The following is a 17,384-nucleotide window of genomic DNA, read 5'->3' as shown; positions in this document are numbered from 1 at the left end:
GAAAATTTTAGCATTTTTACATGCTACCTCTCATTATAGCACTATCGAATCTCATCTATAAACTTATATTGGTGAATATAAATAAAAAGATTGACGTGAATTCTCACATCAATCTTTATTATTATTGTTGTTTCTCATATACATGGTAATAATACGTATACGGGTTTTTTTCATCCGTTAAACCTTTTTCTACAAAAATCTCTTTCCAATTTGTCATATCCATTTCTGGGAAGAATGTATCTCCTTCAAATGCATGATGGATTTTTGTTATATACAACTTGTCTACATAAGGTAAAAAGAGATCGTAAATTTGCGCTCCGCCAAAAATAAAAATCTCTTCTTCATTTTTACATAGTTCGAACACTTCTTCTACAGAATGAACAACTTCACAGCCTTCAACATGATACCCTTCATTACGAGTTACAATAATATTACGTCTTCCAGGCAGTGGTCTACCAATCGCTTCATAGTTCTTTCTTCCCATAACAAGCGGGTGACCCATCGTTGTTTTCTTCACGTATTGTAATTCACTCGGTAAACGCCAAGGTAAATTATTATCTTTACCAATTACTCTATTTTCGTCCATAGCGACCATAAATGAAACAATCATTTTTTCATCTCCTCTACAATTATACTGCAACCGGTGCTTTAATTGCTGGATGCGGATCGTATCCTTCAATCGTTAAATCTTCCATTTCAAAATCGAAAACAGATTTCACATCTGGATTTAATGTAAGTTTCGGGAATGGACGTGGTTCACGTGCCAATTGCTTTTCTACTTGTTCAAAATGATTCGTATAAATGTGTGCATCTCCAATTGTATGAACAAATTCTCCTACTTCAAGACCACATTCATGTGCAATTAAATGTGTTAGTAGTGAATAACTTGCGATGTTAAATGGAATTCCAAGGAATATGTCACCACTTCTTTGATATAGCTGACAAGAAAGTTTTCCGTCCGCTACATAAAATTGGAATAATGTATGACAAGGGGGTAATGCCATATTTGGTACGTCTTCAGGATTCCAAGCAGAAACGATTAAACGACGTGAGTCTGGTGTTTTTTTAATCATTTCAATTACATCTTTTAATTGATCAAGTGTCTCACCAGCTGTCGTTTTCCAAGCACGCCACTGTTTACCGTAAACGTCTCCTAAATAACCATATTTATTTGAGAACTCATCATCTTCTAAAACGTTCTTTTTAAACAATTCCATTTGCTCATCGTACTGTACTTTAAATTCTTCATCTTGTTGTGAGCGAAGACCAAAATCAGTCATGTCAGGACCAGTATACTCATCACTTTCTACCCAGCTCTTAAACGCCCATTCATTCCAAATGTTATTATTATGCTGCAATAAATAGCGAATATTTGTATCACCTTTCATAAACCAAAGCAGTTCACTTGCTACAAGGCGAAACGGTACTCTCTTTGTTGTTAATAAAGGAAAACCTTTACTTAGATCAAAACGCATTTGATATCCAAATACAGATACAGTGCCTGTCCCTGTACGGTCTTTTTTCTTCGTACCATGTTCCATTACATGGCGGCATAAATTTAAGTATTCATTTTCAGCATGTTTCATATGTAGGAAAACCTTCTTTCAATCGTATATGCAATTTATCATAACATGAAAAATGGTAAATTTAATAATCTTAATTAATAAAATTTCTTACATTAATTCTTACAAAATTATTAACTTTCCATATTTTAAAAGGTTTTCATTTTCTATTACCGAAAGTATAGTGCGGTAGAACAAAATTTATATTTGGAGGTTAGAAGTATGTCTAAACTTGGAACGCCTGTTATGACTTCTTTACAAACAACGGTTGAAAAAATGATGAAGGATTTAAATGTTCCTGGTGCTGCTGTCGCTGTTATAAAAGACGGTGACGTTATTATTTCAGAAGGTTTTGGCTATCGTAATATAGTAACAAAAGAGGCTGTTACACCGAATACTCGATTCGCAATCGGTTCCTCAACGAAAGCATTTGGCACACTTTCATTAAGTTTGTTAGCACAGCAAAAAAAGTTTAATTGGGATACCCCTATCCAGTCTTATATACCTAACTTTACTTTATCTGAACTACTTGCTAGCTCACAAGTTACAGGACTGGATTTAGCTTCTCATCGAACTGGAGTGAGTCGTCATGAGGCCCTTTGGTACAGTTCTTCCTTATCTCGAAAAGATCTCGTTGAAAAAATAAAACATTTACCACTTGATGCACCGTTCCGGACTGCATTTCTATATAACAACTTAATGTATGCAACAATTAGCTACATTGTTGAAAACATTACAAATCAAACGTGGGAGCAATACACTACAGAACATATTTTAGAGCCTTTAAATATGAATCAAACAAACTTCTCTGTTACAGATTCACAAACTACAGATGATTATGCTTTACCTTACGTTGAAAATGAAGGTGAAATAAAAGAAGTTCCATTCCATAACATCGATACAGTTGGCGCTGCTGGGTGTATTAATTCTACAATTGAAGATATGGCAAATTGGGTACTTCTCCACTTAAATGAAGGAAAATTTGGAGATCATGAATTAATCTCCTCTGAATTATTACAACAAATGTATACACCACACAATTCAATTCCAGATCAACCGGTTTTATCACTCCCTGAATCTCCATTAAATAGTTACGGTCTTGGTTGGTTTATTAGCGCTTATCGTGGTAAAAAAGTGATTCATCATGGCGGTAATATCGATGGATTTTCAGCGCTTGTTTCATTCATACCAACAGAAAACATAGGCCTTGTCATTTTAACGAATGCTGGAGGAACATTACTTCCTACTTATCTGGCTAATCAAATTTATGACGAACTACTTGAATTAGAATCCATTGATTGGCATAAACGTGCTGTAGAAGATACTAAAAAAATGAAGGAAATGATGAAAGAAGCAACTGAATCCCTCCCTGAACAAATTAAAGGGACTACACCTTCGCACAAGTTAGAGGATTATACTGGTACTTTTGAACATCCTGCATACGGAACATTACAAGTATACAAACGAGATGATTCGTTATATGTACAATTTATGGAAATGGATATTCAATTAGGGCATCATCATTACGACATCTTCTCTGCAAAAGTTGACTTATTCCAAATGAAAATGAGCTTATTATTCGCTTATGAAATGAATGTAAGTGGTGAATTCCCATCCCTTCAGTTATATGTACCAGCTACATTAAGTACTCAGCCGCTTACATTTAAGAAAATTAAATAAGTATTTTGATGGTAAAAAATAAAGGTAGGTGCGAATTACACCTACCTTTTCTATTCCTTATCAATCTTATCTAGTTGAAACCAAATTGGCTTCGATAACTCAAAGTTATTATGATCCTCTAAAACTATAGTAAGACGCTCTAACATATCATCTAACATATGCGGCGCTGCTCGTAATGTCCAGACAATCGAGGAGAAAACTGTCATGCCAACATACACCGTGTATAATTTCCAGAACTCCTCTGGTATTTTCCTATTAAAGTATCCTTCTATTTGTCCAATTGAATACGGAATACTAATGTCCCTTGCAAACAGTGCAATTTTTACAAAATCATGAAGTGGATCGCCCCAGTCGTAGCCATTAAAATCAACAACACCTACATATTTTCCATCCCGTACAATTATATTTTCTAAGTGAAAATCATCGTGTTGAAATCGATTCGGGCGGTTCTTTAAATATTTTTCATTTTCTTCTATAAACTTTATGATTTTATCATCATTTTTTATTTTTATTCCACATGTTTTGTATGCCTCTACATATTTACTATGTTTCTTCATTGCTCTTTCATACCATGGAAGTATATCATTAGGAGCTTCATATGTATGCATTTTTGCTAAATCTTTTCCTGCCTCTATACCAATATCATATTGTTCTTTTGGTGAATACGTAGGCAATAGCTTCTTCGCCTCCTCCCCTTCTAAATATGAAAAGATACCATAGCATAAACCTTCTTCTGCCAACAAACCCATTTCAATTGGTTTTTGTGCTTGCACACTACGGTTTTGCATTTCATTTAAAATTTGAAACTCTATTTTCTTTCTTTCATACTCTTTTATATCGCCTGTCCGCAATAAATATTTTTCATTATTCGCACTCGTAATTATATATTTCTTATCAGGCGAAAAACCTTTAGAAATTTCTTTAATATCCACTGCATCTTTTACAATTTGTATATTGTTTTGCCGTGCTGTAATTATCTTCATATCTATTCCCCTTACATTTCTGCATTTGGTGTATAGGCAACTTCTACAATAAATCCATTTGGATCGTAAAAATCAATCGTATAGTAACCTTCCGAATAATGATTCATTTCAATTGGACCACGTATTACCTTCACTTTCGTACTAGAAAGAAAATCTGCTACTTCATCAACTACCTCTCTATGAATAGCTTGATAACAAATATGTCTAGGCCCTAACGTCCTTACGATTTCCTCATCTACTTCTTTAAAATATATTTCACTTTCTCCTGTGCTATATGCTACTTCATTTAACTTTCTCCATCCAATTATGGAAAACAACTTATTATAAAAACAAATGGACTCCTCCAAATTCGCTACCCAAAATTCAATATGATGAATGCCTGCTCGAAGTGTATTCATATTAAGAATACGCTCCTTGTACTACTTCCACAATTTCCATCGGCTTATGAACCATATAATCTGGTGCATCTTTTTTCACTGTTTCAATAACATCATATCCCCAAGATACCCAAATTACGTTCACTTCAGCCTTTTTACACGCTGCTACATCTCGCTGTTCATCACCAACGTATAACATATCTTTCTCTGTTATTTTTTTCGATTTTAAAAACCTTTTTATCATTTTATCTTTACCAAACAAATTTTTAGAACAATACACTTCTTGAATATTTTCGATACCATTCTTGTGTAAAAAAGCCCGAATATGCTCTTCTGAGTTCGATGATATGACTGCAATTCCGTAGCCTTTTTTATGTAGTTTATCTAATACATCTTTCATTCCATGGAACAAAACGAGATTTTTTATAGCAGGCTGATATAATTTATAAAATTCCAACGCTAATATCGGTAATTTATACAGTGGTACATCAAGTTGTTTACATCTCTCTGGCATCGTTAATTTACGTAAATGCTCAATTTCTTCTTCCTTTACTGCTTTATACCCATGTTTTTCAGCAAGTTGATTATAAATCCGTACAAATATATTTTGTGAATCTACTAATGTGCCATCAAAGTCAAAAACAATATATTTTTGCATCTCCATACTCCTTTTGCTTCTTTTTTCTAAACCTATGTTATTCAACAACATAGTTGTCTGTCCCTTCTATAAAAATAAAAAAGAACAAGATTTTCTCTTGTTCTTTTTAAGACAACCATTTCGGCGGTACATTTGTATTCCAATAAATATTTCCTAACTCATGATGTCCAGAGTATCCATCATCAAAACGGTGATAATGGAAATTAAAATAATAACCATCTTGCGGCGGATGATCTCTTCTTACATGGAAACGCAATAAATCATTTCCTGATTTCGTATCGTAGACGTGAAAAATCTTTTCATTATTTCCACCAGCTGGTTTTTGAGAAATCGCTAATGATTGTAGTGAGTCTTCTGGTACATCACTAGCAAGCTCAGCAATTGCCTCTTCAATTTTTGGTAATATTACATCTTTAAATTCATCTTCAATTACTGGACCAATTTTAGTACCAAACTTTTGCATCGACTGCTTCTCTGCTTCTTGCATTGCATAAGTAATAAAAGTATCGGTGGTTAACCTGTCATTCGTTTCTTCATATGTATAGGACGTGCTCTCCAAACTTTGTTGCCCAGCTGTGCTCGTAGGCTTGTCCGCAGCTTTGGCATTATCAAGTAATATGGAAGGAGGCGTCACTAAACCAAATGTAAATACGGTAATTAATGCGACTAAGGTTTTTCTAAACCAATTTGGCATTTATGTTCCCTCCCCTTTCACTCATTATTTTTTATATAACGGTGGTTTCTTCTATTATACAAAATGATTATAATTTTTGCACTTTACAATTTTGTTAACGTTCACATATTTTTCACTTGAATATGAAATTGTAAGATTTCATACAATAAAAATACAACAACAATAAGGAGGCGATCAGATGACTTTAGATGTCATGTATTCCGCCGCAAGTATACTCGTTTTAGTATATTTTATTTATCAATGTGTTACAGACTAGAAAAAGAGCCGTCAATGGCTCTTTTTTAATGGTAGAAATACAATCCATACAATTAATAAAATAAAAACAACACTGCCTACCACAGCTGGCAATAAATAAAACTGTAAAAATATAACTGTTACAATCAAGGAAAAGAATAACATATAACTATCTATATATCATTATAAAATATTTATTTTTATGGCAGGAAAAAACATTTTTTAACAGAATATTAAATGTTTGATTACATTTTATTGGAGTGGATAATATGTCTTTTCAAATTCGTGAAGCAACGATAGATGATATAGACGCACTTTGTTCTTTAACGAAAGAATTAAAAGGTTCCTCTATTTCCTATGAAGATATGAACAATCGATTACAATTCGTACAAATGAGTCCGTTTGATTTTTTATATGTTTACGAGGAAGAAGAAGCTATATTTGGATTACTTGGATTTCGTATACGTGAAAATTTAGAAGATGTAACACGTTATGGAGAGATTTCAATTATTAGCGTTGATTCTAACATACGACGTAAAGGCATTGGACAAGTTTTGATGGATTATGCAGAACAATTAGCAAAGAAACATAATTGCATTGGCACATGGCTAGTTAGTGGAACAAAAAGAGTAGAAGCTCATCCTTTTTACAAAAAATTAGGCTATGAGGTAAATGGCTACCGATTTGTAAAACATTTTTAAACTACTTATAAATTGAAGGGACTATAACTATGACAAACATTAAAGCAATTTTCATTGATCGTGACGGTACAATTGGTGGTGACACTACAATACATTATCCAGGATCTTTTTCATTATTTCAATTCACAAAAACATCCTTGCAAAAACTAAAAGCTAAAAATATAAAAATTTTCTCTTTCACAAATCAACCTGGTATCGCAGATGGAATAGCAACTGTAGCCGATTTTGTACAAGAATTAGAAGGCTTCGGTTTTGATGATGTTTATGTATGTCCTCATAAACACGGTGATGGTTGTGAATGCCGTAAACCAAGTACAGGCATGCTGCTTAAAGCAGCAAAAAAACATGGACTTGATTTAACACAATGTGCTGTAGTTGGCGATCGCTGGACTGATATTGTTGCAGGGGCAAAAGTAAATGCGACAACGATTCTAGTCCGAACAGGCGCTGGGTATGATGCTTTGCATACGTACCGAGACAAATGGGCACATATTGAACCAAACTACATTGCAGATAACTTTGAAGATGCAACAAACTGGATTTTAAATCAACTATAATACAAATTAAAAGAGGCGTTTTCAAAATGAAAGCGCCTCTTTTAATCTATTATTATTTAAAACGTTAATTCATAATGGAAATAACGATTATCTCTCAAATAGCCATTTTCAGCGTATAATCGTTGTGCTGATAAATTATCAATCTCTGTTTGCAATTTTACACCTTTTGCTCCATTTTCTAATGCGTATTCTTTAGCAGCTTCTAATAATTTTTTACCTGTTCCGGCTCCACGCTTCGCCGCTTGTACAAATAAATCATTTAAAATCCATAATTCTTTCATTGAAATAGAAGAAAATGATGGATATAGTTGCGTGAACCCAATATATTCGCCGTCTTCAACTGCTACGAAAATAACGGACTCTTTTCTCTCAATTCGATTTCGTAAAAATACTTTTGCCCCTTCTAAATCAGAATCTTGTCTATAAAATATGCGATAGTTATTAAAAACTGATGCTAGTCCATCTAAATCTGCAATTGTTGCCTCATATATTCTCATTTTACTCCATTCCCCTTCCAATACTGTCTCATTATATCCGTTGCCCATTTAGGCTGGTGTATTTCTTCTGTCGGCATAAACCCTTTCATTATTGGTTTTATATCCAATATAGGAGTGCCATCAATAGCATCTAATCCCTCAACAATAATTGATTTACCTTCTCTTTTGATCATCTTGACAATTGTTACACCTATGCGATTCGGACGATTTTTCCCGCGCTGTGCAAAAATACCTACTTCAGGATAATCCTTATTATTTCTAGGATGTCTAGCAAAATACTGAATTTGCTCGTCAGTTACTTTATGAAAATAAAAAACAACTTCAATATGAGAAAAATCTTCAATCCCTTGTATACTTTCTTCTGCATACATTTCAGTTAAAGTAATATAGGATCTTACTTCTCCCCACTCATCATCTTTTATTTCCTTTCTTTCATTATGTACAAATGCGATTGGTTGAACTGAAAACATACGCATTCCCCCTTAAATGTAACCACTTACATTATAAAATATTTTCTGAATGTTTTCCAGATATACGAATCAAGTTTACATAATATAATTATACTCTATCTAGAGCTACCTTGACTGCTTCAATTGCATGTATATGAGTTGTATCAAATATCGGGACAGATACGTTTTCTTGCTTTATTAATAATCCTATTTCTGTACAACCTAATATGATTCCCTGTGCTCCTTTTTGCACTAACTCTTCGATGACTCTTTTATAATATTCTCTAGATTGAGATACTATTTTTCCTAAACATAATTCTGTATATATTACTTTATTTATTTCTTTTCTATTTTTTTCTGATGGTACTATTACTTTTATATTATTTTCTTCTATACGTGACTTATAGAAATCTTGCTCCATTGTATATTTAGTTCCAAGCAGACCAACCTTTTGAATGTCTTTTCTTTTAATTTCTTTTGCAGTTGCATCAGCAATATGTAAGACTGGAATATCAATTTTCGCCTTTATTTTTCCAACTACCTTATGCATTGTATTTGTACAAATAATTATAAAGTCTGCTCCTCCCTTTTGTAATGAATATGCCGCATTCCTAGAATTTCTCCAGCACCATCCCAATCTCCGCTAGACTGACATCGTTCAATCTCTTCAAAATCCACACTATTAATCAAACATTTTGCTGAATGTAGCCCTCCTAATCTCTCTTTTATTTCTTCATTAATAATTCGATAATATTCTGAAGTTGATTCCCAACTCATACCACCTATAAGACCTATCGTTTTCATATAAACAACACCTACCTAAACTTTTTTATAAAACTAATAACAACATTTTATTATGTATATTATACACAATAAAACAAGACTTTAAGTTTGGAATATAAGGTCTTGTTTTAACGTAAATATAGAATAATTGTACTTTCATTTCCAAGGAAATTTTTATAGAATATTCTGAAATTAATGATCTGATATTTTTATAAATTCTTTATACTTATAATTAAAACACTCTCGATACAACTCTTTGATTTCATCATATGATGGAACACGTGGGTTATTAGCTGGGCTACCACTTTCAATTGCATCTGATGCCATTTTAGAGATAGCATTTTCAAATTCAATTTCATCGATTCCGTATTCTTTTAAATTTGGAATACGAAGATCATAGCAAAGCTTTTTTATTTCCCAAAGCGTATAGTCTGCTACTTCCTCATCAGAATTCGAATACAAATCCTTATTTAAGTTACGTCCAATTTTTGCTAACCTTTTCACTGCACTTGTTTTCGTAAACTCTAACACTGTAGGTAATAGTATGGCATTTGATATTCCATGCGGTACATGAAATAATGCTCCCACTGGCCTTGACATTCCATGAACTAATGTAACTGATGCATTAGAAAATGCAATTCCAGCTTGTAAGGAAGCAATCATCATCGCTTCTCTTGCCTCCATATTACGTCCATCTTCATATGCTATACGTAAATATTTCATAATACTTTCAATAGCTGAAAGAGCAAGTACATCTGTAAGTGGTTGTGAAAATTTAGAAATATAAGCTTCAATCGCATGACATAACGCATCTATTCCTGTTGCTGCCGTAATTTGTGGTGGTAACGAACTTGTCAAAACTGGATCTATAATTGCTACTTTCGGTATAAAACTAGGATGCTTCATCATCATTTTTACATCTGTTTTTTTATTCGTAATTACTGCTACACTTGTAACTTCCGAACCAGTACCAGAAGTTGTTGGAATTGCAATAAGTGGTAGTGGATTGTTTTCTATTTCAATATCCTTTTGGACATAATCCTCAACTTCTCCACCATTTGTATATAAAACCGCTACTGCTTTCGCAGCATCAATACAACTTCCACCACCAATACCAATAATAAAATCGCACTTTTCCTCTTTACAAAGAGATAACGCTTCTAATACGTGTATATTTGTAGGCTCAGCATCCACTTTATTATATGTACTAACAGTAATACCTTTCTTATTTAGTTGTTGCATACACTTTTCAACATATCCTAATTTCTCCATAATTGTATCAGTAACTATAAAAGCTCTTTTCCCTAACTTTTTTGATTGTTCTCCCAGTTTTTCAAGCGAATTCCTTCCATATAATACCGACTTTGGCATACGAAACTCAGAAACCTCTTGCAAGTCCCCCACCCCTTCTTATCCTAATTAATATTTTATAATATAAATTATCGATTTGATGAATCTTTACGATTCAAATTTTTTAATAGAGTCCTGTTAAAGTATAGAATGCGATAACTAAAAATACAGCAACCGTTTTCAAAATAGTAATAGCAAATATATCTTTATATGACTGTTTATGTGTTAATCCCGTTACTGTAAGAATAGTAATAATAGCCCCGTTATGTGGTAGTGTATCCATTCCTCCTGATGCCATTGATACGATACGGTGCATAACTTCTAATGGAATATCAAATTGATTGGCCGCTGCAATAAATTTATCTCCCATTGCGCTTAATACTATTCCCATTCCTCCTGATGCCGAACCTGTAATTCCAGCTAAAATATTCGTCGTTACTGCACCATTCACTAACGGATTTGTGAAAGTAGCAGAGATGCCATCTCTCATAATTGCGAAGCCTGGAAGTGCTGCAATGACACCACCGAATCCAAACTCAGCTCCTGTATTCATCGTTGCAAGTAGCGCTCCACCAATACTTGTATTCAATCCAGCTTGGAAACCTGTTACTACTCGATTCCAATATAATAATAACGTTGTTAAGATCCCTATAATAAGTGCCAATTCTACAGACCAAATTCCTACTACTGCACTTAATTCTACTTTTCCAAATGCTTTCATACCAATTGCAGAAAAATCAAAACCGCTTGGATACCACTTCGGTATCATAATAGTAAACACTTTATTCATTACACCTACTAAAATAAGTGGTATAAATGCAATAAGTTGTTGTGCTCTTGTGATTTCAATGTTATTAATTAATGGCATATTTTTTTGTTCTACTTGCAAAGATGCTGCCATTTCAGTATTTCCATCATTAAAACCAAAATATCCTTCACCTGCTGCTTTTGCCTTCTTACGTCTACTCTCTAAATATAGTAAACCTAATGTAAGAACAAAAATTGCTCCTACAATCCCAAGTATCGGTGCAGCATAAATATCCGTTTTAAAAAATGTTGTAGGTATTACATTTTGAATTTGTGGTGATCCAGGTAGCGCATCCATTGTAAACGTTACTGCTCCAAGAACAATCGTTCCAGGGATTAAACGCTTTGGAATATTAGCTTGTCGAAACAACTTAGCTGCGAACGGATAAACAGCAAACACTACTACATACACACTAACACCACTATACGTTAAAATAGCCCCCATTAATACAATCGCTAATATAGTACGTTTTTCACCAACTAACTCAATAATTGTTTTTGCGATAGAATCTGCAATTCCTGACATTTCCACTACTTTTCCAAATATTGCTCCTAATAAAAACACAGGAAAATATAATTTTATAAATCCAACCATTTTCTCCATAAAGATATTAGAAAAGAAAGGTAATACATAACTAGGTTCTGTCAAAAATACTGCAAATAATGCAAATATCGGCGCGAATAAAATAACAGAAAAACCTCTGTATGCTACGAACATAAGTAAACTTAGTGCTAATAATATAATAACTAACTCCAATTTTACCCCTCCATTAAACAGAATATTCAAAATTTTATTGATAAATTTCTACTAACCTTTTAATTCTGACATCCCTCCTCTTATTCATACAAATTTTTATGCTAAAAATGTCTAATTATAATTATTCGATTACATATGAAAAATCCCTTTAAACAGAAACGAATTCATCGTCATACGTTATAAAGGGATTGCTAGAATCTATATTTACTGCTGTATTAAATTTTTCTCTACACAAAAATGATACAGTTCTTCAACATCTTTCACTATGTAGGTCGCACTAACTTCAGTCAGTTCTTTTTCACAGCCATAGCCATATAAAACACCAATTGAAGCAATTCCATTCTGATTTGCACCTATTATATCGTGCTTTCTATCACCAATCATTATCATTTCTTCTTTATTTAGTTCTTCATGTGTTTGTAAAATATGAGCAATTATTTCTTCTTTTTTTATTCTCGTACCATCTAAATTACTTCCAATGATGTCTTCGAAATAATTCGTTAATTGAAAATGCTCTATAACTTGTTTCGCAAATACAGTGGGCTTTGAAGTTGCTACGGATATGCGATTCCCTGAACTTTTTAATTGTTGCAAGAGCTTCAGAATCCCCTCGTATACATTATTTTCAAACAATCCACGCTGCTTTAAATACTCACGGAAGTAAAAAACAGCACGCTCAACCTCTCCTTCACTCATATTATATCTCTCTATGAATGATTGCTGAATAGGAGGACCTATAAATGAATCTAGCTCACTTATATGTACTTCTTCAATTCCTACTTTTTTTAATGCATATAAAACCGAGTTTACAATCCCTTCTTTCGGATCCGTTAAAGTTCCATCTAAATCAAATAGAAATGTTTTATACATGCTTCATTCCTCCACTTAATTTACGGTATAAATAAGTGCTAACATCTCTTCCACTTCTCCCTATTATACTATCATTATCTATTTTTCGAAAAATCAATTTCCATATGTCACATACTTTCAGTTACAAAATACGATAGATATGATAAAGTAAAAAAGTTACAATTATTTTAATAGAAACTGGTGAAACAAATGTCAATTACGTTAATTTTTATAATGGCTTTCACAATTGTGATTCACGCAGTTGAAACAAGCTCTTATAGTATTCGATTAGCGGGGGTTCGTTTAAAGAAGATTGCTGTCGCATTATCCGTCGTAGGAATCGTATTACTCATTTCAAGAACGTCAAACTTACTACAAGCCTTTTTACTTGGCGGGATTGTGGACGAAGCAAAACTAGATCCTTCTATTGATTTAGAGCATATTATACGTCTTGTACTATTATCTGCTTCTATCGGTACATTGCTTGCGATTATACTGTATCCAACTTTGACAAAACTATTTGGATATGTCATTCAAAACTTTGAAACAGACGGTTCTTTCATTCGAATGATGAAAACGAATAACATTCAAAAATTAAAGTACACAAAAAAATATGTCCGCTTTCCAAAGTTAGAAATGATTCATAGACTGCGTATCGGTGGTATTCCAAAGCGTATTATGCTTATTAACATGTTTGCTACTGCTATTTATACAGCGGGAGTTCTTTCCGCACTATATGCTTCTTTTTTAATTCCAGCTTTCGCAACAAAAGCCACTACAGCTTCCGGTCTTATTAATGGTTTTGCTACTATTTTATTAACAGTGCTACTAGATCCACGTATTGCTCTTTTAACAGAGCGAGCTCTTCAATCAGAAGAAGGTGCTGAAGCAATGAGTAAAATGTATGCTTGGCTAATGATTTCTAGACTTTTTGGTACATTACTAGCTCAACTGTTATTCATACCAGGTGCTTACTGGATTACATGGATTATAAAGCTTATGAATTAAATTTACTCTCTAAAAAAAGCAGGTGAGATAACAAATGACTATACAAACAGAACAAGATATCATTCGCTTAATAGAAAACGACGAATGGATGATGAATGTATTACAAATGGCAAAATCACTAGAGCTACCTGATTGGTGGATTTGTGCCGGATTTGTTCGTTCTAAAATTTGGGATACTTTACATGACTATGAAGCGAAAACGGCTATGCCTGATGTTGATGTGATTTATTATGATAGTCTACATCAAGATGAGATATACGAACAATCATTAGAAACGAAATTAATGAATATTGATGCTACTATCCCTTGGTCTGTAAAAAATCAAGCTCGTATGCATGTAGTGAATAATATGCCACCATATTCTTCTTCTGTTAATGCTATTTCTAAATTCCCTGAAACAGCAACGGCTTTAGGAGTTACACTTGATGAACTAAACAACGTTATCTTAACAGCCCCATGTGGTATTGAAGATGTCCTTTCCTTACAAGTGAAACCAACAGCTCACTTTCTTGAATCGAAAGAACGATTACATATGTACAAAAACAGAGTTATAAAAAAGAATTGGCAAAGTAAGTGGCCTAACATCACAATCACATATTCAGAAATTTAGAAAGGGTGCCTCTCATTTATAGAAGCACCCTTTTCTTCATTTCAAAAAATGTATGACTGTTTCTGCAAATCTATCTGCTTCCTCATAATGAGGTGAATGGCCGCTCTCTTCAAATACGATATACTTGCCGTTTCGGGCATCTTTATTAAATGTTTTAATTTGTTCTTCACACGTTACTACATCATGTTTTCCTACAATTAATAACATTAGATTTTGTACATCTTTTATTTTTGATAATAATGATGTATGACATGCTCCCTCTAATTTTAATCTATCAAAGTGCATTTTGGAGCGATTTGAAAATATTTCCCACTCTTCATCACTGTATAAACTCTCATCTGTCCTATCTTCCTTATTATTGTAAATCTCCATTCTTTTTTCTTCTAATTCAGCGCTTAATCTTATATAAGCTTCTAACAACTCTTCTGAACTAGCATCGCTAGATGAATAAGCAAAGCACTCTTTTGCTACTTCTTCTTTTCCATACTTTTTTAATAAATGCCCTGTCTTTTGCAACAAAGCTCTACTTGTTAATGCAAAATCAAAAGTTGGTCCTTCAAATATTATTTTCTCTATTGAACTTGGATATATCGACGCATAAAGCAATGCTACATATCCACCGAAAGAATGTCCAATTATAGACCACTTCTCAATTTGTAATACTTTTTTTAATTCCTCACAGTCTTCAATCAAATCATTTAATCCAAAAGCTTCGTCTTCAGTAATTTCTTCTGAACGACCAACACCTCTTTGATCTATCATAATTACATATAGAGAATCTTTTAAACGTTCCGCTTGATGAAATGAAAAATCATAACAACTCTCTCCTGGTCCACCATGCAAGTATAAGACTGGCTTATTTTTAGGATTTCCATGTGTTTCAACGTATAGCTTTTTCCCTCTAATATTCATATACTCTCCTGTTTCTATCAAATTCGCCATAAACATCACCATCTTCTTTTTTTACTGAATATTATAACATTTATTGTTAAATAATCCCTATTACATTTAAAAAGACGATAATGATTGCGAGCGGTGCTACAAATCGAAGTAAAAATACCCAACAAGTAAATACTTTCTTTCCATAATTTCCACCTACAAAAAACTCTGCTTCTAGTACCTTCTTCTCCATTTTGAATGAAACGAAAATACTAATAAATAGTGCTCCAAGTGGCATTAATATATTACTAGATAAAAAGTCTACTGCATCAAAAATATTCTTTCCAAAAATCGTAATATCACTCCATACTCCAAATGATAACGCAGATGGTATAGCTACTAAGAAAATGCAGAAGCCGATCATCCATGATAATTTCGTTCTTCTTTCTTGTTCACCATTTGCTAATGCTGAAACAACAGTTTCTAGTAGAGAAAATGCTGATGTTAATGTCGCAAATGTAAATAGTGCAAGAAATACTGTTAAGAAAAATCCACCGAATGGGATTTGACTAAATACAGATGGTAATACGATAAACAGTAATCCAGGTCCTTCTGTTGGCTCCATTCCTAATGAAAATACGGCTGGAAAAATAGCAAGACCTGCAAATAATGAAACAAATAAATTTAATCCAACAATTGTTATTGCTGATTTTGGTAAACTTTCTTTTTTATTTAAATAGGAACTATACGTAACCATAATTGAAATCCCGATACTAATTGCAAAGAATGATTGCCCCATTGCGAACAAAATACTTTCCGAAGTAATCTTTGAGAAATCTGGTTGTAAGAAAAACTTCACACCTTTCATTGCATCATCAAGTGTTAACGAACGAATAATAAGAGCGACAAATAAAACGAACAATGCTGGCAACATATATTTACTTGCTTTTTCAATTCCGTTTTGTACACCCTTTGATACAACCCATATCGTAATGAACATAAAAGCGAAATGTCCCATAATAGCCCAAGCAGGATTCCCAATTGTTTCAGTAAATAATGTACCGTAATTTTGTCCTGGAGTAATCAGTTGTCCAGTTATTCCTCTGAATAAATAAATTAATACCCATCCACCTACAACACTATAAAACGAAAGTAGTATAAAACAAGTTCCAACACCAAGGCGTCCAATCCAATGCCATCCTGTATTTGGTGCGATGCTTTTAAATGCTCCAACTGCTTGTTTCTGCGTACTGCGTCCAATCATAAATTCAGCTATAAGTAGCGGTAGTCCAATTAAAACAGTAAATAATATAAATATTAAAAAGAACGCTCCTCCCCCACTCTTCCCAGCGATATAAGGGAACTTCCATATCGCACCAAGTCCAATTGCTGATCCGGCTGCCGCCATTATAAAACCTAATTTCGAAGTCCATTGCTCCGTCTGTTTCATCTCATTTTCCTCCTAATTAAATCTTTTTATATAAATAAATAAATTTTATAAACCTATTCAAATAAACCCTCCATTTCTTCTTCCATATAATAAAAAAATGGCCTAGCATCTCTATATAAAGAGACGCTAAGCCATTTACTTAACGCGGTACCACCCTTATTGATTCCATTATGAATCCACCTTAGTAGTAATCGTTTGATTACAAACCTAATATCGAAGGTTAACCGTTAAGATTTACTAAGAATGTGATTCCGTTCCACCTTACTGCTCCTAGGCGAGTTCAGGATGTCATTTGACTATGTCGCACCAACCCATAGCTCTCTGTACAAATACATGACCTTACTACTCCTATTCAACACATTTTAATATTTAGAATATATTTTCTTTTGAAATTACTATGAAGTATATCTGTTATATTTGTAACTGTCAAGGGATATATTGATTTTTTTGTCGAAATGGTTCATATTTCAACTGACTTTTACTAAGCTTATTAGCAAAA

General features: G+C 33.3%; 18 protein-coding genes, 1 pseudogene and 1 other annotated feature. Of the genes and pseudogenes, 5 read left to right on the top strand and 14 right to left on the bottom strand.

Features of this window, described 5'->3' with window-relative positions; genetic code table 11:
* Positions 1-121: 121 nt before the first annotated feature.
* Entirely contained in the window at positions 122-610 is a 489-nt protein-coding gene (locus tag AXW78_RS10705) for a dihydrofolate reductase (RefSeq protein WP_000637212.1), read from the bottom strand.
* 19 nt (positions 611-629) lie between these two features.
* Positions 630-1,586: a thymidylate synthase gene (locus AXW78_RS10700; protein WP_061884118.1), complete on the bottom strand. Its 957-nt coding sequence runs from the start codon at positions 1,584-1,586 to the stop codon at positions 630-632.
* Between the two features lie 198 nt (positions 1,587-1,784).
* On the opposite strand from AXW78_RS10700, the gene AXW78_RS10695 reads away from it, so the two are divergent.
* Positions 1,785-3,242, top strand: a complete 1,458-nt coding sequence (locus AXW78_RS10695) for a serine hydrolase (protein WP_000040029.1) — start codon at positions 1,785-1,787, stop codon at positions 3,240-3,242.
* A 50-nt stretch (positions 3,243-3,292) separates the two neighbouring features.
* On the opposite strand, the gene AXW78_RS10690 is transcribed toward AXW78_RS10695, so the two are convergent.
* From AXW78_RS10690 to AXW78_RS10675, 4 genes are all read right to left on the bottom strand, one after another.
* Positions 3,293-4,225 (bottom strand): aminoglycoside phosphotransferase family protein, encoded by a 933-nt coding sequence (locus AXW78_RS10690; protein ID WP_000692076.1) that lies wholly within the window; start codon positions 4,223-4,225, stop codon positions 3,293-3,295.
* 11 nt (positions 4,226-4,236) lie between these two features.
* The gene (locus AXW78_RS10685) at positions 4,237-4,623 is read right to left on the bottom strand and encodes a VOC family protein (protein WP_001094649.1); all 387 of its coding nucleotides are present in this window, start codon (positions 4,621-4,623) and stop codon (positions 4,237-4,239) included.
* Position 4,624: 1 nt separating this feature from the next.
* The gene (locus AXW78_RS10680; protein WP_001175004.1) at positions 4,625-5,260 is read right to left on the bottom strand and encodes an HAD family hydrolase; all 636 of its coding nucleotides are present in this window, start codon (positions 5,258-5,260) and stop codon (positions 4,625-4,627) included.
* Between the two features lie 106 nt (positions 5,261-5,366).
* Positions 5,367-5,954, bottom strand: coding sequence for a YpjP family protein (locus AXW78_RS10675; RefSeq protein WP_001134421.1), 588 nt, complete (start codon positions 5,952-5,954; stop codon positions 5,367-5,369).
* 503 nt (positions 5,955-6,457) lie between these two features.
* Here AXW78_RS10675 and AXW78_RS10670 point away from each other — a divergent pair.
* A complete protein-coding gene (locus AXW78_RS10670) occupies positions 6,458-6,889 on the top strand; it encodes a GNAT family N-acetyltransferase (RefSeq protein WP_000009776.1) in 432 nt (143 codons plus the stop codon).
* Positions 6,890-6,918: 29 nt separating this feature from the next.
* A complete protein-coding gene (locus tag AXW78_RS10665; protein ID WP_061884117.1) occupies positions 6,919-7,446 on the top strand; it encodes an HAD-IIIA family hydrolase in 528 nt (175 codons plus the stop codon).
* Between the two features lie 56 nt (positions 7,447-7,502).
* Here the strand turns inward: AXW78_RS10665 and AXW78_RS10660 are convergent, their stop codons facing one another.
* The 6 genes and pseudogenes from AXW78_RS10660 to AXW78_RS10635 all read right to left on the bottom strand — a co-directional run bounded on the left by AXW78_RS10660 (position 7,503) and on the right by AXW78_RS10635 (position 12,959).
* Entirely contained in the window at positions 7,503-7,943 is a 441-nt protein-coding gene (locus AXW78_RS10660; protein WP_001223853.1) for a GNAT family N-acetyltransferase, read from the bottom strand.
* Complete coding sequence (locus tag AXW78_RS10655; RefSeq protein ID WP_046946354.1) at positions 7,940-8,413, bottom strand: SAM-dependent methyltransferase; 474 nt, start codon at positions 8,411-8,413, stop codon at positions 7,940-7,942. Before AXW78_RS10655 ends, AXW78_RS10660 begins: the two co-directional genes overlap by 4 nt.
* An 88-nt stretch (positions 8,414-8,501) precedes the next feature.
* Positions 8,502-9,196, bottom strand: a pseudogene (locus AXW78_RS10650) (aspartate/glutamate racemase family protein).
* Positions 9,197-9,367: 171 nt separating this feature from the next.
* Positions 9,368-10,570 carry an iron-containing alcohol dehydrogenase gene (locus AXW78_RS10645; RefSeq protein WP_001158671.1) on the bottom strand — a complete coding sequence of 401 codons (1,203 nt, stop codon included), beginning with the start codon at positions 10,568-10,570 and terminating at the stop codon, positions 9,368-9,370.
* Positions 10,571-10,649: 79 nt separating this feature from the next.
* Complete coding sequence (locus tag AXW78_RS10640; RefSeq protein WP_046946355.1) at positions 10,650-12,089, bottom strand: GntP family permease; 1,440 nt, start codon at positions 12,087-12,089, stop codon at positions 10,650-10,652.
* 204 nt (positions 12,090-12,293) lie between these two features.
* A complete protein-coding gene (locus tag AXW78_RS10635) occupies positions 12,294-12,959 on the bottom strand; it encodes an HAD family hydrolase (protein ID WP_046946356.1) in 666 nt (221 codons plus the stop codon).
* A gap of 189 nt (positions 12,960-13,148) precedes the next feature.
* On the opposite strand from AXW78_RS10635, the gene AXW78_RS10630 reads away from it, so the two are divergent.
* Both AXW78_RS10630 and AXW78_RS10625 read left to right on the top strand, forming a co-directional pair.
* Entirely contained in the window at positions 13,149-13,946 is a 798-nt protein-coding gene (locus AXW78_RS10630; RefSeq protein ID WP_000028911.1) for a lipid II flippase Amj family protein, read from the top strand.
* Positions 13,947-13,980: 34 nt separating this feature from the next.
* A complete protein-coding gene (locus tag AXW78_RS10625) occupies positions 13,981-14,556 on the top strand; it encodes a nucleotidyltransferase family protein (RefSeq protein ID WP_046946357.1) in 576 nt (191 codons plus the stop codon).
* 36 nt (positions 14,557-14,592) lie between these two features.
* Here AXW78_RS10625 and AXW78_RS10620 read toward each other — a convergent pair whose 3' ends face one another.
* Complete coding sequence (locus AXW78_RS10620; protein WP_074594794.1) at positions 14,593-15,498, bottom strand: alpha/beta fold hydrolase; 906 nt, start codon at positions 15,496-15,498, stop codon at positions 14,593-14,595.
* A 46-nt stretch (positions 15,499-15,544) separates the two neighbouring features.
* Positions 15,545-16,885, bottom strand: coding sequence for a sodium-dependent transporter (locus tag AXW78_RS10615; RefSeq protein WP_061884116.1), 1,341 nt, complete (start codon positions 16,883-16,885; stop codon positions 15,545-15,547).
* Between the two features lie 116 nt (positions 16,886-17,001).
* Positions 17,002-17,250: a binding site (T-box leader), on the bottom strand.
* Positions 17,251-17,384: the final 134 nt, after the last annotated feature.

It is taken from the genome of Bacillus thuringiensis, from assembly GCF_001595725.1.
GTDB lineage: Bacteria > Bacillota > Bacilli > Bacillales > Bacillaceae_G > Bacillus_A > Bacillus_A thuringiensis_K.
The sequence above is the reverse complement of the archived record's forward strand: the minus strand, read 5'-3'. Positions and strand labels throughout refer to the sequence as shown.